The sequence below is a fragment of the Citrobacter sp. R56 genome (assembly GCF_016811995.1).
Classification (GTDB): domain Bacteria; phylum Pseudomonadota; class Gammaproteobacteria; order Enterobacterales; family Enterobacteriaceae; genus Citrobacter_D; species Citrobacter_D enshiensis.
Genome location: NZ_CP069159.1, coordinates 4,338,126 through 4,358,818 on the forward strand (window position 1 = coordinate 4,338,126; position 20,693 = coordinate 4,358,818).

The 20,693-nt window shown below is 53.7% G+C and carries 14 protein-coding genes, 1 tRNA gene and 3 rRNA genes; 6 read left to right on the forward strand and 12 right to left on the reverse strand.

The genetic code is table 11. The features are described from left to right. Positions 1-46: 46 nt before the first annotated feature. Complete coding sequence (gene iclR / locus JM656_RS20385) at positions 47-871, forward strand: glyoxylate bypass operon transcriptional repressor IclR (RefSeq protein WP_203359321.1); 825 nt, start codon at positions 47-49, stop codon at positions 869-871. Positions 872-948: 77 nt separating this feature from the next. On the opposite strand, the gene aceK is transcribed toward iclR, so the two are convergent. The 4 genes from aceK to metA all read right to left on the reverse strand — a co-directional run bounded on the left by aceK (position 949) and on the right by metA (position 7,005). Beyond that, entirely contained in the window at positions 949-2,682 is a 1,734-nt protein-coding gene (gene aceK / locus JM656_RS20390) for a bifunctional isocitrate dehydrogenase kinase/phosphatase (RefSeq protein WP_203359322.1), read from the reverse strand. 111 nt (positions 2,683-2,793) lie between these two features. After that, on the reverse strand, positions 2,794-4,098 hold the full coding sequence (aceA, locus tag JM656_RS20395; RefSeq protein WP_203361342.1) for an isocitrate lyase: 1,305 nt from the start codon (positions 4,096-4,098) through the stop codon (positions 2,794-2,796). A 106-nt stretch (positions 4,099-4,204) separates the two neighbouring features. Next, complete coding sequence (gene aceB, locus JM656_RS20400) at positions 4,205-5,806, reverse strand: malate synthase A (RefSeq protein WP_203359323.1); 1,602 nt, start codon at positions 5,804-5,806, stop codon at positions 4,205-4,207. A gap of 269 nt (positions 5,807-6,075) precedes the next feature. Then, on the reverse strand, positions 6,076-7,005 hold the full coding sequence (metA, locus tag JM656_RS20405) for a homoserine O-succinyltransferase (protein WP_203359324.1): 930 nt from the start codon (positions 7,003-7,005) through the stop codon (positions 6,076-6,078). A 156-nt stretch (positions 7,006-7,161) separates the two neighbouring features. Between metA and JM656_RS20410 the strand changes: the two genes are divergently transcribed. Next, the gene (locus JM656_RS20410) at positions 7,162-7,686 is read left to right on the forward strand and encodes an acetyltransferase (RefSeq protein WP_203359325.1); all 525 of its coding nucleotides are present in this window, start codon (positions 7,162-7,164) and stop codon (positions 7,684-7,686) included. A gap of 20 nt (positions 7,687-7,706) precedes the next feature. Here the strand turns inward: JM656_RS20410 and rrf are convergent. The 4 genes from rrf to JM656_RS20430 all read right to left on the reverse strand — a co-directional run bounded on the left by rrf (position 7,707) and on the right by JM656_RS20430 (position 12,748). Beyond that, positions 7,707-7,822: ribosomal RNA gene (gene rrf / locus JM656_RS20415) — 5S ribosomal RNA — on the reverse strand. Between the two features lie 97 nt (positions 7,823-7,919). Continuing rightward, a 23S ribosomal RNA gene (locus tag JM656_RS20420) occupies positions 7,920-10,829 on the reverse strand. Between the two features lie 216 nt (positions 10,830-11,045). Beyond that, positions 11,046-11,121 (reverse strand) — tRNA-Glu (locus JM656_RS20425). An 85-nt stretch (positions 11,122-11,206) separates the two neighbouring features. Beyond that, positions 11,207-12,748 (reverse strand): 16S ribosomal RNA (locus JM656_RS20430). The 16S, 23S and 5S rRNA genes sit together here with 1 tRNA gene alongside, the layout of an rRNA operon. 623 nt (positions 12,749-13,371) lie before the next feature. Here JM656_RS20430 and purH point away from each other — a divergent pair. After that, the gene (gene purH / locus JM656_RS20435) at positions 13,372-14,961 is read left to right on the forward strand and encodes a bifunctional phosphoribosylaminoimidazolecarboxamide formyltransferase/IMP cyclohydrolase (RefSeq protein WP_203359326.1); all 1,590 of its coding nucleotides are present in this window, start codon (positions 13,372-13,374) and stop codon (positions 14,959-14,961) included. Positions 14,962-14,976: 15 nt separating this feature from the next. Further along, complete coding sequence (gene purD / locus JM656_RS20440) at positions 14,977-16,266, forward strand: phosphoribosylamine--glycine ligase (protein ID WP_203359327.1); 1,290 nt, start codon at positions 14,977-14,979, stop codon at positions 16,264-16,266. On the opposite strand, the gene zraR is transcribed toward purD, so the two are convergent. Then, positions 16,263-17,588, reverse strand: coding sequence for a sigma-54-dependent response regulator transcription factor ZraR (zraR, locus tag JM656_RS20445; protein ID WP_203359328.1), 1,326 nt, complete (start codon positions 17,586-17,588; stop codon positions 16,263-16,265). The genes purD and zraR overlap by 4 nt on opposite strands. Further along, positions 17,585-18,997: a two-component system sensor histidine kinase ZraS gene (gene zraS, locus JM656_RS20450; RefSeq protein WP_203359329.1), complete on the reverse strand. Its 1,413-nt coding sequence runs from the start codon at positions 18,995-18,997 to the stop codon at positions 17,585-17,587. Before zraS ends, zraR begins: the two co-directional genes overlap by 4 nt. Positions 18,998-19,042: 45 nt before the next feature. Here zraS and JM656_RS22395 point away from each other — a divergent pair, with 45 nt between their 5' ends. Both JM656_RS22395 and zraP read left to right on the forward strand, forming a co-directional pair. Further along, complete coding sequence (locus tag JM656_RS22395; RefSeq protein ID WP_238929177.1) at positions 19,043-19,252, forward strand: hypothetical protein; 210 nt, start codon at positions 19,043-19,045, stop codon at positions 19,250-19,252. Continuing rightward, entirely contained in the window at positions 19,249-19,692 is a 444-nt protein-coding gene (gene zraP, locus JM656_RS20455) for a zinc resistance sensor/chaperone ZraP (protein ID WP_203359330.1), read from the forward strand. Before JM656_RS22395 ends, zraP begins: the two co-directional genes overlap by 4 nt. A gap of 11 nt (positions 19,693-19,703) precedes the next feature. Here the strand turns inward: zraP and JM656_RS20460 are convergent, their stop codons facing one another. After that, on the reverse strand, positions 19,704-20,396 hold the full coding sequence (locus JM656_RS20460; protein WP_203361343.1) for a DUF1481 domain-containing protein: 693 nt from the start codon (positions 20,394-20,396) through the stop codon (positions 19,704-19,706). Positions 20,397-20,407: 11 nt separating this feature from the next. After that, positions 20,408-20,680, reverse strand: a complete 273-nt coding sequence (hupA, locus tag JM656_RS20465) for a nucleoid-associated protein HU-alpha (protein ID WP_001044509.1) — start codon at positions 20,678-20,680, stop codon at positions 20,408-20,410. Between the last annotated feature and the right edge of the window lie 13 nt (positions 20,681-20,693).

Genomic DNA, 20,693 nt, shown 5'->3' on the forward strand with positions numbered 1-20,693 from the left:
TAAATAAAACGAAAATGATTTCCACGATACAGAAAAGGAGACGGCTATGGTTGCCCCTGTTCCCGCAAAACGCGGTAGAAAACCCGCGGCTGCTACGACCCCCGCGACCGGACAGGTTCAGTCTCTCACCCGTGGACTGAAGCTTCTGGAATGGATTGCTGAGTCTAACGGTAGCGTTGCACTGACCGAACTGGCGCAACAGGCGGGTTTACCGAATTCAACCACTCACCGTTTGTTAACCACCATGCAGCAACAGGGATTTGTGCGCCAGGTCGGTGAACTGGGCCACTGGGCAGTAGGCGCTCATGCCTTTACTGTTGGCAGCAGTTTTTTGCAAAGCCGGAATCTGCTGGCGATTGTCCATCCGATCCTGCGCAAGTTGATGGAAGACTCCGGCGAAACGGTCAATCTGGCGGTGCTTGACCAGAGCGACCATCAGGCGATTATCATCGACCAGGTACAATGTACCCAACTGATGCGTATGTCTGCACCTATCGGCGGCAAACTGCCGATGCACGCGTCCGGCGCGGGTAAAGCATTCTTATCGCAGCTGAGCGAAGAACAAGTCACCGGCTTACTGCACCGTAAAGGGCTGCACGCGTATACCCATGCCACGCTGGTGTCGCCCGTGCATCTTAAAGATGACCTTGCCCAGACGCGTAAGCGCGGGTATTCGTTTGATGATGAAGAACATGCGTTGGGTTTACGCTGCGTGGCGTCGTGCATTTATGACGAGCATCGCGAGCCGTTTGCCGCGATTTCCATCTCCGGGCCGATTTCGCGCATCACCGATGACCGGGTGACCGAGTTCGGTGCCATGGCGATTAAGGCCGCGAAAGAGGTGACGCTGGCGTACGGCGGATTCCGCTAAGCCGGGTAAAGCGTTTTACGCCGCCATCCGTCGATCAAATGCCTGATGGCGCTACGCTTATCAGGCCTACGGATGACTTATCCGGCCTGATTATAACGCACGCTAAACCGTTGACGGCGGCGGTAGGCGTAAACATCTTCCACGTGCCCCTCACGAATTCGCGTCTGTAATGCACGCCAGTAGTCGGCGCGAAACAGATCGGCGTGCATCTCTTCAAACAGCGGCCCAATTCTGGGGTCTGCACAGAGCCAGTGACGAAACTCCTCCGGAAAAACATCGCCCGGCGAAACGCTGTACCACGGTTCGCTGGCCAGCTCATCTTCCGGATAACGCGGCGGCGGAATAGTGCGGAAATTCACTTCCGTCATGTAGCAAATTTCATCGTAGTCATAAAACACGACGCGCCCGTGGCGGGTGACGCCGAAGTTTTTGAACAACATGTCACCGGGAAAAATATTGGCGGCAGCAAGCTGGCGAATCGCGTTGCCGTACTCTTCAATCGCGTCACGCAGCTGTTGGCCTTCTACCTGCTCCAGCCAGATATTGAGCGGCACCATACGGCGTTCAATGTACAAATGACTGATGACAATGCGATCGCCAAGATCGGTGATTTTCTCTGGCACCTCTTGCATGAATAGCGCCATTAATGCCGGGTCAATTTGCCGCTTCTCGAGGACGAAATTCTCAAACTCCTGGGTGTCCGCCATACGCCCCACGCGGTCATGCTCTTTAACCAACTGATAGCAGGCGCGCACGTGAGCGGCAGACATCTCTTTTTGCGGAGCAAATTTGTCTTTGATGATTTTAAAGACCCGGTCGAAGCCCGGCAGGGTAAACACCAGCATGACCATGCCACGTATGCCTGGCGCTTCAATAAACGACTCATCGCACTCTGCCAGATACCACAGGTACTCACGGTAGCTTTCAGTTTTCGCATGTTTCTGGCAGCCGATCGCCATATACAGCTCCGCGGTCGTTTTGCCCGGCAGGATCTCGCGTAGCCATTCAACCAGCGCGGCAGGCAGCGGTGCGTACACCATAAAATAGGAGCGGGCAAAACCAAATACGATGCTGGCTTCCGCCGTAGTGGTCAGGCAGGTATCGACAAACAGCTCGCCTTCCTCGGTGCGGTGAATTGGCAGTAAAAATGGCAGCGTGCCTGTTGGGGTCATCAGCTTCCCCACCAGCCAGGCGGCTTTGTTGCGGTAAAACAGCTCATTCGCCACCTGCAGATGACAATGATGCAGCCCTTCCGTGCCGCAGGCCTCTGTCAGATGCTCAATGATGTAGTGAATATCACGGCTTTTGTTCTGCCAGGGTAAGCGAAGCGGAAGATCGCTCAGCACGCGCGTTAATAGCGGTTCCCAACCACTCACAGGAAAAAAATCTTTTGCCAGCGGACGAGGAATCGTGCGGAAACGGCGTTCCGGCTGAGAACTAAAAATAAATAACCGCTCGGGGGTCAGTGAGCGGTGGTCAAATAACCGGCAATAGACAGAGTTAAAAAAGCTCTCCGCAATTTCGAAGCGCGGGTAATCCGGCAACAGCCGGGTGTAATGTTCTTTGACGCACAGCAAAAACGCCGCATCGGCACTTTTGCCGCCAGTAATACAGCGCAGCTGTTCCACGACCAGACCCACATGGTGATCGTAAAGGTGGATACGGCTTTTCATCGCCTGCTGCACGGCATGCCAGTCAGCCTGTTCAAAGCGCTGTTGAGCACCGGACGTCACTTCCAGAAATCGACCATACTGCGCGTCAAAGCCTTGCAGGATGGTTTGAGCAATCAGTAATTCCAGGCCTCGTGACATATTCAACCTCGTTCAGTGCACGATGTTGCCGGATGGCGGTGCAAGCACCTTATCCGGCCTACAGGCTGTCGTAGGCCGGATAAGCAAATGCGCCATCCGGCTTGCGCTACATCAGAACTGAGATTCTTCAGTGGACCCCGTCAGTGCGGTGACCGAAGAGGCGCCTCCCTGAATAATGGTGGTGACTTTGTCGAAGTAACCGGTCCCCACTTCTTGTTGGTGCGAGACGAAGGTATAGCCGTCTTTACCTGCGGCGAACTCCGGCTGCTGGACCTTCTCGACGTAGTGCTTCATGCCTTCACCCTGCGCATAGGAACGCGCGAGGTCGAACATGTTGAACCACATGCTGTGGATACCTGCCAGCGTGATGAACTGGTATTTGTAGCCCATATCCGACAACTGCTGCTGGAAGCTGGCAATCGTTTTGTCGTCCAGCTTCTTCTGCCAGTTAAATGATGGAGAACAGTTGTAGGCCAGCAGTTTGCCTGGATACTTCGCATGAATGGCATCGGCAAAACGTTTAGCCAGCTCGAGGTCCGGCGTGGAGGTTTCGCACCACACCAGATCCGCATACGGCGCATAGGCCAGGCCACGGCTGATTGCCTGTTCGATACCGGCGTGCGTACGATAGAAACCTTCACTGGTACGCTCGCCGGTGATGAATTCGCTGTCATAGGGATCGCAGTCTGAGGTGATAAGGTCGGCTGCGTCTGCATCGGTACGGGCAATCACCAGCGTCGGTACGCCCATCACATCGGCCGCCAGGCGCGCAGCCACCAGTTTTTGAATCGCTTCCTGCGTCGGCACCAGAACCTTACCGCCCATGTGACCACATTTCTTCACTGACGCCAGCTGATCTTCGAAGTGAACAGCCGCTGCACCGGCCTCAATCATCGATTTCATCAGTTCAAATGCGTTCAGCACGCCACCAAACCCGGCTTCCGCATCGGCGACGATCGGCAGGAAGTAATCCACATAGCGAGGATCGTTGGGTTCAATACCGGTGGACCACTGGATCTGATCCGCACGACGGAAAGTGTTGTTGATCCGATCCACCACGGCCGGGACGGAGTTCGCCGGGTACAGTGATTGATCCGGGTACATGCTCGACGCCAGGTTCGCATCCGCCGCCACCTGCCAACCAGACAGATAGACCGCTTCAATACCGGCTTTCGCCTGCTGCAATGCCTGACCACCGGTCAGCGCGCCGAGGCTATTGATGTAGCCTTTTTTCGATTCGCCGTGCAGCAGACGCCACATTTTGGCGGCACCCAGCTGTGCCAGCGTGCATTCCGGATTGACCGAACCACGTAATTTCACCACTTCCTCCGCGCTATAAGGGCGACGAATGCCTTCCCAGCGCGGTTGTGTCCATTCTTGCTGTAATTCTTCGATTTGTTGGGTACGGGTTTTCATGTGCAGATGCTCCATATTATTCTCCTGGTTTTCCAGGCGTTATTGGTGAAAGCAGTTTGGTCACGGGCAGTTTGCGTACTGCCCTGGTTCAAAATGGCCTGGGCATTTACGCCAGCAGGCGATAGCCTGGCAGGGTCAGGAAGTCGATTAATTCATCAGACGTCGTGATCTGCTCCATCAGACGGGCGGCCTCATCGAAACGCCCGCTGCTGAAGCGGTGCTCGCCGAGTTCTTCCTGAATCACCAGCATCTCTTCTGCCAGCATCTGGCGGAACAGCGCTTTGGTGACGGCTTTGCCATTGCTGAGGGTTTTCTCGTGATGGATCCACTGCCAGATAGAGGTACGGGAGATTTCCGCCGTCGCGGCATCTTCCATCAGGCCGTAAATCGGTACGCAGCCGTTGCCGGAGATCCACGCTTCGATGTACTGCACCGCCACGCGAATATTGGCGCGCATCCCCTCTTCAGTACGCTCACCTTCACAGGGTGCCAGCAGTTGTTCGGCGGTAATCGGCGCATCGTCATCACGCGTGACGAACAGTTGGTTTTTATGCTCGCCGAGGATTTCATCAAACACCGCCATCGCGGTATCCGCCAGGCCCGGGTGGGCAACCCAGGTGCCGTCGTGGCCATTATTGGCTTCCAGCGATTTGTCCGCTTTTACCTTGTTGAGCACCTGATTATTGCGAGCGGTATCTTTGCTCGGAATGAATGCCGCCATGCCGCCCATCGCAAATGCGCCGCGCTTGTGGCAGGTTTTGATCAGCAGACGTGAGTAAGCGCTGAGGAACGGTTTGTCCATCGTCACCACCTGGCGGTCTGGCAGTACACGATCCGGGTGATTCTTCAACGTTTTGATATAGCTGAAAATGTAATCCCAGCGACCGCAGTTGAGACCGACAATATGGTCACGCAACGCATGCAGGATTTCGTCCATCTGGAACACTGCCGGCAGCGTTTCAATCAATAACGTCGCTTTGATGGTGCCCCGCGCCAGATTAAAACGATCTTCAGCGTAGCTGAACACTTCGCTCCACCACGCCGCTTCCTGCCAGGCCTGGGTTTTCGGCAGGTAGAAATAGGGACCGCTGCCTTTTGCCAGCAACGCTTTGTAGTTGTGGAAGAAATAGAGGGCAAAATCAAACAGGCTGCCCGGGATCGCTTCGCCACGCCAGGTGACATGTTTTTCCGGCAAATGCAGGCCGCGCACGCGGCAAATCAGTAAGGCAGGGTCGGGTTTGAGCTGGTAGATTTTTCCGGCTTCATTGGTGTAGCTAATGGTGCCATTGACCGCGTCGCGCAGGTTAATTTGACCATCAATGACTTTATTCCAGTCCGGCGCCAGGGAATCCTCAAAATCCGCCATGAAGACCTTCACGTTAGCATTCAGGGCGTTAATCACCATTTTGCGCTCAACAGGACCGGTAATTTCTACGCGCCGATCTTGTAAGTCCTCGGGAATCCCACGAATTTTCCAGTCACCATTACGAATGGAAGCCGTTTCCGAAATAAAATCAGGCAACTTACCATTGTCGATATCCTGCTGTTGCTGGATACGTGCGGCCAGCAGTTTATTACGCTTCGGCGTAAACCGCGTCACCAGCTCGGTCAGAAACTCCACCGCTTCTGCGGTCAAAATGTGCTTCTCTTGCTCGCCATATGGCCGGGTAAACAGCAATTCGTCAGTTGTCGTTGCCTGTTGATTCATTGTGCAGCTCCTCGTCATGGATCCGAATACTTCCCCCAATGCGAACGAAGGATCGTTGTGTGGTTTTCGTTCAGCACAACTAAGACTACCCAATTAAAAATCAAAATCAAAAACAATTTCCATTTTTAATTTAATTTATGATTAACTTGTTGATAACAGTAAAAATAAAATTCAATTACACGATGAGGTGCATTTCGGAAATAAAAAAGGCACCCGAAGGTGCCTGATTCAACATGCTGAAACGCTTTAGGATCGTTAGCTGCAGAAGATTAATCCAGTGTTGGATTCATGTGACGCAGATCATATGGCGTGATCTGATAGACGTAATAGTTGAGCCAGTTGATGAACAACAAATTGCCATGGCTGCGCCATGTTGCGCGTGGCCTGTTTTGTGGATCGTTTTTCGGGAAATAGTTGTACGGTACATCCGGGTTTAATCCCGCTTCAACATCCCGAAAATATTCACTGCCCAGCGTATTCGCATCGTATTCCGGATGACCCGTCACAAAGGCAATGCGCTTATCTTTACTGGCAAACAGGTAAGCATCGCCATCCTCAGTTTCAGCCAGGATCTCAAGATCGGTATAATCACGGATCAGCACCGATGGGAAATCTGCATAACGTGAGTGCGGGGCGAGGAACGAATCATCGAATCCGCGAGTCAGCAACGCATGTGGATGAAGAATATGGTGCTCATAAACACCAGAAAGTTTATCTGTGCGCGTCTGCTTCGGGATCCCGTAGAGGATATTCAGCGCGGCCTGCACCGCCCAACAGACAAACAACGTCGAGGTGACGTGATCTTTCGCCCATTCCAGTACCTGCCTGATCTGCGGCCAATAAGCGACATCATTAAATTCAACCAGCCCCAGCGGCGCACCGGTCACAATCAGACCATCAAAGTTCTGATCGCGAATATCGTCAAAGTCACAGTAAAAGTTATTCAGATGTTCCGCTGGCGTATTACGCGACTCACGAGCATCAATGCGCAGTAATTGAACATCAACCTGAAGCGGTGAGTTCGACAACAGACGCAGGAACTGGTTTTCCGTTTCAATCTTCTTCGGCATCAGGTTGAGAATAAGCACCTTCAGAGGGCGAATTTCCTGACCGGAAGCGCGAGACGTCGTCATTACAAAGACGTTTTCCTCACGCAAGAAATTGACGGCGGGCAGCTCGTCCTGTACGCGAATCGGCATAACCTGATAACCTCACTACACACGTTTAAACGTTTAGACATCCAGATAGCTGAAGATACCCAGAAATTGTGCGGATGTCGAGCCTGCATGCTAAAGGTGAGAAAGTTTCACGACGGTATCTACGATAAAATATAAGCATAAATAAAAGGAGAAGATATGGTTATTAGCATTCGCCGATCGCGACGTGATGAAGGCGAGAAATTGATTGCCATCTGGTGTCGTTCAGTCGATGCCACCCATGATTTCCTGTCAGCGGACTATCGCGTTGAGCTGGAAGACCTGGTCAGTTCGTTTTTACCGGAAGCACCATTATGGGTAGCCGTGACGGAACGGGATGAACCTGTCGGGTTTATGCTGCTCACCGGTGATCATATGGATGCATTATTCGTCGATCCTGATGTTCGCGGCTGTGGCGTAGGGAAATGGCTGGTCGAGCATGCTCTGACGCTGGCTCCCGGGTTAACGACCAACGTTAATGAGCAAAATGAACAAGCCGTTGGGTTCTATAAGAAGATGGGATTTACAGTGACGGGGCGTTCAGCGGTTGATGATCTTGGAAAACCGTATCCGTTATTGAATCTGGCATATACCGGGGAAGAAGAGGTTTGGTACGGTTTGTATTGCCGGATAACCCTATCCGGCAAACAACAGATAAAACAAAAGGCCCAGTCTTTCGACTGAGCCTTTTGTTTTTATTTAATGCCTGGCAGTTCCCTACTCTCGCATGGGGAGACCCCACACTACCATCGGCGCTACGGCGTTTCACTTCTGAGTTCGGCATGGGGTCAGGTGGGACCACCGCGCTACAGCCGCCAGGCAAATTCTGTTTATTAACACGCTTATCTGCGTGTTAATTTAATCTGTATCAAGCTGATATTGATGTCTTTCTTCCACCAAAACACCTTTGGCGTTGTAAGGTTAAGCCTCACGGTTCATTAGTATCGGTTAGCTCAATGTATCGCTACACTTACACACCCGACCTATCAACGTCGTAGTCTTCAACGTTCCTTCAGGAGACTTATAGTCTCAGGGAGAACTCATCTCGGGGCAAGTTTCGTGCTTAGATGCTTTCAGCACTTATCTCTTCCGCATTTAGCTACCGGGCAATGCCATTGGCATGACAACCCGAACACCAGTGATGCGTCCACTCCGGTCCTCTCGTACTAGGAGCAGCCCCCCTCAATTCTCCAGCGCCCACGGCAGATAGGGACCGAACTGTCTCACGACGTTCTAAACCCAGCTCGCGTACCACTTTAAATGGCGAACAGCCATACCCTTGGGACCTACTTCAGCCCCAGGATGTGATGAGCCGACATCGAGGTGCCAAACACCGCCGTCGATATGAACTCTTGGGCGGTATCAGCCTGTTATCCCCGGAGTACCTTTTATCCGTTGAGCGATGGCCCTTCCATTCAGAACCACCGGATCACTAAGACCTGCTTTCGCACCTGCTCGAGCCGTCACTCTCGCAGTCAAGCTAGCTTATGCCTTTGCACTAACCTCCTGATGTCCGACCAGGATTAGCTAACCTTCGTGCTCCTCCGTTACTCTTTAGGAGGAGACCGCCCCAGTCAAACTACCCACCAGACACTGTCCGCAACCCGGATCACGGGTCTACGTTAGAACACCAGCCATTAAAGGGTGGTATTTCAAGGTTGGCTCCATGCAGACTGGCGTCCACACTTCAAAGCCTCCCACCTATCCTACACATCAAGGACCAGTGTTCAGTGTCAAGCTATAGTAAAGGTTCACGGGGTCTTTCCGTCTTGCCGCGGGTACACTGCATCTTCACAGCGAGTTCAATTTCACTGAGTCTCGGGTGGAGACAGCCTGGCCATCATTACGCCATTCGTGCAGGTCGGAACTTACCCGACAAGGAATTTCGCTACCTTAGGACCGTTATAGTTACGGCCGCCGTTTACCGGGGCTTCGATCAAGAGCTTCTCCTTACGGATAACCCCATCAATTAACCTTCCGGCACCGGGCAGGCGTCACACCGTATACGTCCACTTTCGTGTTTGCACAGTGCTGTGTTTTTAATAAACAGTTGCAGCCAGCTGGTATCTTCGACTGATTTCAGCTCCACGAGCAAGTCGCTTCACCTACATATCAGCGTGCCTTCTCCCGAAGTTACGGCACCATTTTGCCTAGTTCCTTCACCCGAGTTCTCTCAAGCGCCTTGGTATTCTCTACCTGACCACCTGTGTCGGTTTGGGGTACGATTTTGTGTTACCTGATGCTTAGAGGCTTTTCCTGGAAGCAGGGCATTTGTTACTTCAGCACCGTAGTGCCTCGTCATCACACCTCAGCGTTAATAAGGAACCGGATTTACCTGGAACCTCCGCCTACATGCTTAAACCGGGACAACCGTCGCCCGGCCAACATAGCCTTCTCCGTCCCCCCTTCGCAGTAACACCAAGTACAGGAATATTAACCTGTTTCCCATCGACTACGCCTTTCGGCCTCGCCTTAGGGGTCGACTCACCCTGCCCCGATTAACGTTGGACAGGAACCCTTGGTCTTCCGGCGAGCGGGCTTTTCACCCGCTTTATCGTTACTTATGTCAGCATTCGCACTTCTGATACCTCCAGCAACCCTCACAGGCCACCTTCAACGGCTTACAGAACGCTCCCCTACCCAACAACACATAGTGTCGCTGCCGCAGCTTCGGTGCATGGTTTAGCCCCGTTACATCTTCCGCGCAGGCCGACTCGACCAGTGAGCTATTACGCTTTCTTTAAATGATGGCTGCTTCTAAGCCAACATCCTGGCTGTCTGTGCCTTCCCACATCGTTTCCCACTTAACCATGACTTTGGGACCTTAGCTGGCGGTCTGGGTTGTTTCCCTCTTCACGACGGACGTTAGCACCCGCCGTGTGTCTCCCGTGATAACATTCTTCGGTATTCGCAGTTTGCATCGGGTTGGTAAGTCGGGATGACCCCCTAGCCGAAACAGTGCTCTACCCCCGAAGATGAGTTCACGAGGCGCTACCTAAATAGCTTTCGGGGAGAACCAGCTATCTCCCGGTTTGATTGGCCTTTCACCCCCAGCCACAAGTCATCCGCTAATTTTTCAACATTAGTCGGTTCGGTCCTCCAGTTAGTGTTACCCAACCTTCAACCTGCCCATGGCTAGATCACCGGGTTTCGGGTCTATACCCTGCAACTTAACGCCCAGTTAAGACTCGGTTTCCCTTCGGCTCCCCTATTCGGTTAACCTTGCTACAGAATATAAGTCGCTGACCCATTATACAAAAGGTACGCAGTCACCCTGATAAATCAAGGCTCCCACTGCTTGTACGTACACGGTTTCAGGTTCTTTTTCACTCCCCTCGCCGGGGTTCTTTTCGCCTTTCCCTCACGGTACTGGTTCACTATCGGTCAGTCAGGAGTATTTAGCCTTGGAGGATGGTCCCCCCATATTCAGACAGGATACCACGTGTCCCGCCCTACTCTTCGAGTTCACAACACATGCGATTTTGTGTACGGGGCTATCACCCTGTATCGCCGGACTTTCCAGACCGTTCCACTACCACACATGCTGATTCAGACTCTGGGCTGCTCCCCGTTCGCTCGCCGCTACTGGGGGAATCTCGGTTGATTTCTTTTCCTCGGGGTACTTAGATGTTTCAGTTCCCCCGGTTCGCTTCATTACGCTATGTATTCACGTAATGATAGTGTGACGAATCACACTGGGTTTCCCCATTCGGAAATCGCCGGTTATAACGGTTCATATCACCTTACCGACGCTTATCGCAGATTAGCACGTCCTTCATCGCCTCTGACTGCCAGGGCATCCACCGTGTACGCTTAGTCGCTTAACCTCACAACCCGAAGGTGTTTCGTAAAACACATCGTGTTGCGAAAATTTGAGAGACTCGAACACACCGCTTGTCTGTTCTTATTACGGAGAACAGACACAGTGTGTCGTTTCAATTTTCAGCTTGATCCAGATTTTTAAAGAGCAAATATCTCAAACATGACTCGGAAGTCAGTTTTGAGATATTAAGGCAGGTGACTTTCACTCACGAACCAGCAAGTGGCGTCCCCTAGGGGATTCGAACCCCTGTTACCGCCGTGAAAGGGCGGTGTCCTGGGCCTCTAGACGAAGGGGACACTGAAGTCTCAATCGCAAGACGCCTTGCTATTTACTTTTCATCAGACAATCTGTGTGAGCACTACAAAGGCAGGTTCTTTAAGGTAAGGAGGTGATCCAACCGCAGGTTCCCCTACGGTTACCTTGTTACGACTTCACCCCAGTCATGAATCACAAAGTGGTAAGCGCCCTCCCGAAGGTTAAGCTACCTACTTCTTTTGCAACCCACTCCCATGGTGTGACGGGCGGTGTGTACAAGGCCCGGGAACGTATTCACCGTGGCATTCTGATCCACGATTACTAGCGATTCCGACTTCACGGAGTCGAGTTGCAGACTCCGATCCGGACTACGACATACTTTATGAGGTCCGCTTGCTCTCGCGAGGTCGCTTCTCTTTGTATATGCCATTGTAGCACGTGTGTAGCCCTACTCGTAAGGGCCATGATGACTTGACGTCATCCCCACCTTCCTCCAGTTTATCACTGGCAGTCTCCTTTGAGTTCCCGGCCGAACCGCTGGCAACAAAGGATAAGGGTTGCGCTCGTTGCGGGACTTAACCCAACATTTCACAACACGAGCTGACGACAGCCATGCAGCACCTGTCTCACGGTTCCCGAAGGCACTAAAGCATCTCTGCTAAATTCCGTGGATGTCAAGAGTAGGTAAGGTTCTTCGCGTTGCATCGAATTAAACCACATGCTCCACCGCTTGTGCGGGCCCCCGTCAATTCATTTGAGTTTTAACCTTGCGGCCGTACTCCCCAGGCGGTCGACTTAACGCGTTAGCTCCGGAAGCCACGCCTCAAGGGCACAACCTCCAAGTCGACATCGTTTACGGCGTGGACTACCAGGGTATCTAATCCTGTTTGCTCCCCACGCTTTCGCACCTGAGCGTCAGTCTTTGTCCAGGGGGCCGCCTTCGCCACCGGTATTCCTCCAGATCTCTACGCATTTCACCGCTACACCTGGAATTCTACCCCCCTCTACAAGACTCTAGCCTGCCAGTTTCGGATGCAGTTCCCAGGTTGAGCCCGGGGATTTCACATCCGACTTGACAGACCGCCTGCGTGCGCTTTACGCCCAGTAATTCCGATTAACGCTTGCACCCTCCGTATTACCGCGGCTGCTGGCACGGAGTTAGCCGGTGCTTCTTCTGCGGGTAACGTCAATCGACACGGTTATTAACCGTATCGCCTTCCTCCCCGCTGAAAGTACTTTACAACCCGAAGGCCTTCTTCATACACGCGGCATGGCTGCATCAGGCTTGCGCCCATTGTGCAATATTCCCCACTGCTGCCTCCCGTAGGAGTCTGGACCGTGTCTCAGTTCCAGTGTGGCTGGTCATCCTCTCAGACCAGCTAGGGATCGTCGCCTAGGTGAGCCGTTACCCCACCTACTAGCTAATCCCATCTGGGCACATCCGATGGCAAGAGGCCCGAAGGTCCCCCTCTTTGGTCTTGCGACGTTATGCGGTATTAGCTACCGTTTCCAGTAGTTATCCCCCTCCATCGGGCAGTTTCCCAGACATTACTCACCCGTCCGCCACTCGTCACCCAAGGAGCAAGCTCCTCTGTGCTACCGTTCGACTTGCATGTGTTAGGCCTGCCGCCAGCGTTCAATCTGAGCCATGATCAAACTCTTCAATTTAAGTTTGATGCTCGTGAATTAAACTTCGTAATGAATTACGTATGTTCACTCTTGAGACTTGGTATTCATTTTTCGTCTTGCGACGTTAAGAATCCGTATCTTCGAGTGCCCACACAGATTGTCTGATAAATTGTTAAAGAGCAGTTGCGACGCGCTTTAGCGCTCTGTCGCGAGGTGGCGTATATTACGCTTTCCTCTTTCAGAGTCAACCCTGATTTTCAGGATTTTTCTCTTCAACCGAACCGGCTGTTTGTGTGAAGTGATTCACATCCGCCGTGTCGATGGAGGCGCATTATAGGGAGTTCTCTGGCGCCCGCAACCCTTAAATGACAGAAAAATGACTGACTGCTGCATTCCACAGCAAAACCCCGTCTTATACCCATTTACACACAGAGTTATCCACAAACGCTCCGATCATTTCTGCGATCTTCTTTCTATATATACGATCTTCAGCGAGCAAAATTGGGGTCAACATTGAAAAAGAAAAATTCGCGAGCGTTGCGCAAACGTTTTCGTTACAATGCCACCGCAAAATAAGGATGCCCCGTAAGGGGCGTTAGCTGAGTTTTTCACGAAAAATTCAGCTAACGCTCTCTGTCATTGTCAAATCCAGGGGATTTACCATGCAACAACGTCGTCCAGTCCGCCGCGCTCTGCTCAGTGTTTCTGACAAAGCCGGTATCGTCGAATTCGCCCAGGCACTTTCCGCTCGCGGTGTGGAGCTGCTGTCTACAGGCGGTACAGCCCGTCTGTTAGCAGAAAAAGGTCTGCCAGTGAACGAAGTTTCCGATTACACCGGTTTCCCGGAGATGATGGATGGACGTGTGAAGACCCTGCATCCAAAAGTCCACGGCGGCATTCTCGGTCGTCGCGGCCAGGACGATGGGATTATGGAACAACACGGCATCGCGCCGATCGACATGGTGGTTGTTAACCTTTATCCGTTTGCCCAGACCGTTGCCCGTGATGGCTGCTCGCTGGAAGATGCGGTAGAGAATATTGATATCGGCGGCCCAACCATGGTGCGCTCCGCCGCCAAGAACCATAAAGACGTCGCCATCGTAGTAAAGAGCAGCGACTATGCCGCCATTATTAAAGAGATGGATGCCAACGACGGTTCTCTTACCCTCGACACCCGTTTCGACCTCGCCATCAAAGCGTTTGAGCACACCGCCGCCTATGACAGCATGATCGCCAACTACTTCGGCAGCATGGTTCCGGCCTACCACGGTGAAAGCAAAGAAGCCGCTGGTCGCTTCCCGCGTACCCTGAACCTCAACTTCATTAAGAAGCAGGATATGCGTTATGGTGAAAACAGCCACCAGCAGGCTGCCTTCTATATAGAAGAGAGTGTCAAAGAAGCCTCCGTTGCCACCGCAACGCAGGTTCAGGGGAAAGCCCTCTCTTATAACAACATCGCTGACACCGACGCAGCGCTGGAGTGTGTGAAAGAGTTCGCCGAACCTGCCTGTGTGATTGTGAAGCACGCCAACCCATGCGGCGTCGCCATCAGTAACTCTATCCTCGACGCTTACGATCGCGCATACAAAACCGACCCGACCTCCGCATTCGGCGGCATCATCGCCTTTAACCGCGAACTGGATGCTGAAACCGCGCAGGCCATTATCTCCCGTCAGTTTGTCGAAGTGATCATTGCGCCGTCCGCAAGCGAAGAAGCATTGAAAATCACCGCAGCCAAACAGAACGTGCGCGTACTGACCTGCGACCAGTGGGCTGAGCGCGTACCGAGTCTGGACTTCAAACGTGTGAACGGCGGTTTGCTGGTTCAGGATCGTGACCTGGGCATGGTCGGCGCGGAAGAACTGCGCGTGGTCACCCAACGTCAGCCGACCGAACAGGAACTGCGTGATGCGCTGTTCTGCTGGAAAGTGGCGAAATTCGTGAAATCCAACGCCATCGTCTATGCCAAAGGCAATATGACTATCGGTATCGGCGCGGGCCAGATGAGTCGCGTTTACTCAGCGAAGATCGCAGGCATCAAAGCGGCCGACGAAGGTCTGGAAGTGAAAGGTTCATCGATGGCCTCTGACGCCTTCTTCCCGTTCCGCGACGGTATTGACGCCGCAGCCGCGGCTGGCGTGACCTGCGTCATTCAGCCTGGCGGTTCTATTCGTGATGATGAAGTGATTGCCGCCGCCGACGAGCACGGTATTGCGATGCTCTTCACTGACATGCGCCACTTCCGCCATTAATTCACGGAGCAGACGATGAAAGTATTAGTGATTGGTAACGGCGGGCGCGAACATGCGCTGGCCTGGAAAGCGGCGCAGTCGCCGCAGGTTGAAACTGTCTTTGTGGCACCAGGCAACGCAGGTACGGCGCTGGAGCCAGCCCTGCAAAACGTCGCTATCGGCGTGACCGATATCCCGGCGCTGCTGAGCTTTGCCCAGAATGAGAAGATTGACCTGACCATCGTCGGCCCGGAAGCGCCGCTGGTGATTGGCGTGGTTGACGCATTCCGCGCTGCGGGCCTGAAAATCTTCGGCCCAACCGAAGGTGCCGCACAGCTGGAAGGGTCAAAAGCGTTCACCAAGGATTTCCTGGCACGCCATCAGATCCCAACGGCGGAATACCAGAACTTTACCGAGATTGAGCCTGCTCTGGCTTATCTGCGTGAGAAAGGCGCGCCTATCGTCATTAAAGCTGACGGTCTGGCAGCCGGTAAAGGCGTTATCGTCGCGATGACGCTGAGCGAGGCCGAAGCGGCCGTTCACGATATGCTGGCAGGTAACGCCTTTGGCGATGCGGGTCATCGCATTGTTATCGAAGAGTTCCTCGACGGCGAAGAAGCGAGCTTTATCGTGATGGTTGACGGCGAGCACGTGCTGCCGATGGCCACCAGTCAGGATCACAAACGCGTGGGCGATAAAGATACCGGGCCTAACACCGGCGGGATGGGCGCTTACTCCCCTGCCCCGGTGGTAACGGATGAAGTCCACCAGCGCACCATGGAACGCATCATCTGGCCAACCGTGAAAGGCATGGCGGCAGAAGGCAACACCTACACCGGTTTTCTGTATGCCGGTCTGATGATCGATAAACAGGGCAATCCGAAGGTTATTGAGTTCAACTGCCGCTTTGGCGATCCGGAAACCCAGCCAATCATGCTGCGCATGAAGTCCGATCTGGTTGAGCTGTGCCTGGCCGCCTGCGAAGGCAAGCTGGACGAGAAGACCTCCGAGTGGGACGAGCGTGCTTCTCTGGGCGTCGTCATGGCAGCGGGCGGTTATCCGGGCGACTACCGCACGGGTGACGTGATCCACGGTCTGCCGCTGGAAGAAGTGGCGAACGGTAAGGTGTTCCACGCCGGGACTAAACTCGCTGATGACGATCGGGTACTAACCAGCGGTGGGCGCGTGCTGTGCGCTACTGCGCTGGGCCATACCGTCGCCGAAGCACAGAAGCGCGCCTACGCGCTGATGGATCATATCCACTGGGATGGCAGCTTCAGCCGTAAAGATATCGGCTGGCGCGCCATCGAGCGTGAGCAGAACTAACGCGACAGTTTTGCCAACAGCGTTTTGCGCGTAATCCCTAACTGACGGGCGGCTTCGGTTTTGTTGCCGCCCGTTTTCTCCAGCGCCGCCAGAATCACCTCTTTCTCAACATCCACCAGCGGTTGGATCTCGCGATCATCGTCGACATTCACCAACGTCGCCGCAATGGCGAGTGGCAATTCGCGTTCAGAGATATATTCCCCCGTCAGCAGAACCACCGCGCGCTCAATGGCGTTTTCCAGTTCACGGATATTCCCGGGCCACGCATAGTGAATCAGCAGATCCATCGCCTGCGGGGTAAATCCCTTCACCGCTTTACGGTTTCGCTCAGCAAATCGCTGACGAAAGTGTTCGGCCAGTAGCGGAATATCTTCCCGACGCTGACACAAAGGCGGCATCTCGATCGTTACCACATTCAGACGATAATAGAGATCCTGACGAAAACGCCCGGCACTGACTTCCGCCGCCAAATCACGGTGAGTCGCCGCAATCAGCCTGACATCAACAGAAATCGTCTGATTACTCCCGACCCGCTGAACCTCGCGCTCCTGAATAACCCGCAGCAAACGAACCTGCATCATCGGCGAGATATCGCCGATTTCGTCGAGAAACAGCGTGCCGCCGTCGGCTTCCACAAAACGTCCCTCGCGCCGTTTGTCTGCTCCGGTAAAAGCACCTTTTTCATGCCCAAACAGCTCAGACTCCAGCAGGGACTCATTCAGCGCCGCGCAGTTAAGTGTTATCAATGGTTTTTCGCTGCGTGCACTGCTGGCATGGAGCGCCCTGACCACCAGCTCTTTACCGGTTCCCGAGTCGCCGTGAATCAATACCGTGGCATCGGAGGGCGCCACCATCGCAATTTCAGTGAGCAATTGCTGCATCGCCGGGCTTTCGCCGATCATGCCGAACTGAGCGGCAGAGGCTGAAGGTGATTCAACACCAGCGTTTCGCGTATGCGCCAGCGCTTTCTCGATCGTGTCCTGTAAGCTGTCGAAATCCAGTGGTTTAATTAAGTAATCCAGCGCGCCCGCTTTAAGCGCCTCTACCGCGGTTTCTACGCTGGAGTACGCCGTCATAATCAAAATGGGAATCGCCGGATTCAGCGCTTTGATCTCTTTAAGCGTTTCGATGCCGTCCATTTCGGCCATACGCACATCACATAACACCAGATCAAAGACATGTTCGCGTACCCGCTCTACGGCCTCGCGCCCACCGTAAGCCAGCGCCACGTCATAGCCCCACCCACGAAGCAGCGCCTGTAAAATCGTGCAATGGCTGATGTCGTCATCCACGACCAGAATATCGATTTTTACGCGTGTCATCCTTGTCTGTCCTGTTCTCTCGCTTTCATCGGTAGATAAAGAGTAAAGACGGCGCCTTTACCTGGAACGCTTGTCGCCTGAATGGTTCCGCCATGTTGCTCAACGATGTTCTGTACCACCGCTAATCCAAGCCCGGTACCGTCGGCTTTGGTCGTAAAGTACGGTGTAAATATCGCATCCAGGTCTTCTGCTGCAATCCCCTTCCCGCTGTCGGTGACCACTATTTTAACGCGATCGCCTGCGCATTCGCCCACCTCGACCGTAATGACGCCCTGATGACCAATAGCATGAATCGCGTTCAGATACAGGTTCAGTAATACCTGCGTTAGCCGGTCAGGATCGGCCTGAACAGCCGGCAGCGACACATTGGCGGTAAACTGCAGCTGAATCACCCTGCTTCGCGCATCCTGGCTGACCAGCTGTAACGAGTGGGTGATGATGTCATTGAGATCCACCGACTGCAGCGTCAGATGCGTGGGCCTCACCAGCTCTAACAGTTCGCTCACCACCCGATTTAACCGATCGGCCTCTTTTGCCATCACCTGCGCCAGTTCATAGGATTCGCCACCCGCTGGCGAGCGCTCGGCAAAATACTTCGCCAGCCCTTTGATGGAAGAGAGCGGGTTGCGAATTTCATGCGCTACCCCCGCCGCCAGATGCCCGAGCGCCACCAGCTTCTCTTTGCGTTTCATCTCGTCCTGCAACAGCTGACGAGAACGCAAGTAGCGACGATATAAGAAATAAGAGAGCATTGTTGCCAGCAATACCCCCGCCAGCGCAGAAAGCACAATGACCGTATTGCGCCACTCTCTTGCCTGAGTCGCGACCAGATCGCTGGCGTCAAAGGCAATAAAAATGGTCTGTGGCGCGGATGCCGCTTGTCCGCCACTCTCCTCACAACGTGGCATGCTGCGCATGCCATGTCGTTTTGACGCAAACATGGGCTGGAACTGACGATAAATTTCCAGCGCCGGTGTCGGTTCTCCGCCATTCTGGTGAATGGCGATCGGCCGCCAGCTTTCCTCATCACCGGGATTTAACTGGCGCATTTCGTCCGCAGAATAGAGTGATTTTCCGACGCGGCCGGGGTCGCTGTGGGTAACGATATTGCCCTGCGCATCAGTGATGGCAAACCACAGTACGCCCGGTTGTCCGGCCATTTCCTCCAGCAGGGTCTGCTGCTGAGCATGGTGCATACGCATTCCCATCCCCACCCGAGAGCCAGATTCCAGCGCACGGATCAGCACGCTGCCTTTTTCCAGTAGCGTTTGCCGCGCAGCGTCGCTCTCACGTCCGTAATCTCGCAGGGTCATGACGGAAAAAAGCCCCACCAGAACGAGAATGGCGGCAGGCAGAACGCCGCTCAGCCATCTCGCCACCGTATCCTTATGTTGCCGTATATCACGCATACGTTCTCTCTATTGCCAGATCATCTCCTTGTTCCAGCAGAAATCATGCCACTTTTCACGCCCTGCAACCCTGTCTTTAGACACAAACTGCTGATGCTACTGAGTAAAAATGACCCGCTGCGAAAATCAGGCGAGTCATTTTTACTCGCTTTAGCCGCTCAACGGCTCACATTTCTCCCTCAGACCGGGGATGTAACACCTGGCATGGAAGATGCAAAAGGGAAGGAAGATAACCAACAAGAGGACAAAATATGAAACGGAATAACACAGCGGGTCTGGCGCTGATCGCACTCTCCATGATGGTTCTGGGTTCCAGCCCAGCCATGGCCCGAAATCACTGGGGAAATGGCGACGGTGGGATGAGGCAACAAAATGTCAGTGCGCTCACAACGGAACAGCAAGCTGCCGCCCAGAAAATCGATGATGATTACGACTCGCAGACCCGTTCGTTACGTCAGCAATTAACGTCCAAACAGTATGAGTACAATGCGTTATTAACCGCCAGTTCACCGGATAGCGCGAAAATTAGCGCCGTGGCGAAAGAGATGGCCTCTTTGCGTCAGTCACTGAATGATCAACAAGTGAAACGCGATATTGCGATGGTGGAGGCAGGCGTGCCACGTGGTACAGGAATGGGTTGCGGTGGCGGCGGGTATCATCGGGGTGGCGGCCATATGGGGATGGGCCACTGGTAAGCCCCGATGAATCAGAAACTTTTCTCTTGCGGCTGCCAGCGACAGAAGTCTTCATTCGCCACCAGTAGCAACTGAGATCCTTCAGGCGCCTCCAGCCATGCCACGCTCACCTCAACCGACGAGCGGCTCTGGCGGCGCTCAATATGGCTGATTGCCCACGCGTCTAAATCGGGCTTCAGCGTTTCGCCTTCGCAGGTGGTGATGGTCTGATTGGCGTGCCAGCGTCCCTGGCGTAAAACCACCCGCCCCTGACGCAACGCGTCGCTGGTCTGGCGGATTTGATCGGCGCGATAGCGGTATAGCGCAATTTGATCGCTGGAAAGCTGCTGTTTCTGCCCGCCAACCTCACGCTGCATAAAGCTCAGTTCACCACGATCGTCGAATCGGGCGCGAATATGCTCTGCCGGTTTGCCGTAAACGTTGAATTCAATCAGAGAAAGCGTATCGCCTTGCCAGCGATATTCAGCCGTGGTCGTCTCGCCGCTACGCCATGGGCTAAAGACGGAAAGCAAATGAACATCACCGTCGGAATCTTTACGCCATACTCGCACCGCCCCCTGATCGTCCGCGTAACCGCTGGCCGTAAAGGGGGGAAGCGAAGAGTGCTGACTGCACGCGGTCAGCAATAGCGCGCCTGCCAACGTCAGCGTACGACGCCAGACAGACAAAAGGGGCGAACCCGCCCCTTCGCTAAAACTGTTCACTGCCACGCGAATTACTTAACTGCGTCTTTCAGTGCTTTGCCAGAAACAAATGCCGGCACGTTAGCTGCGGCGATTTTGATTTCTTTACCGGTCTGCGGGTTGCGGCCAGTGCGCTCAGCGCGGTGGTTCACTTTGAAGGTACCGAAACCAACCAGTTGTACAGCATCGCCTTCTTTCAGAGACTCAGTAATAGCAGCCAGAGTGGATTCCAGAGCAGCTTTAGCCTGGGTTTTGGACAGTTCTGCTTTGTCTGCAATTACATCAATCAGTTGAGTCTTGTTCATAAGTTATCCTTAC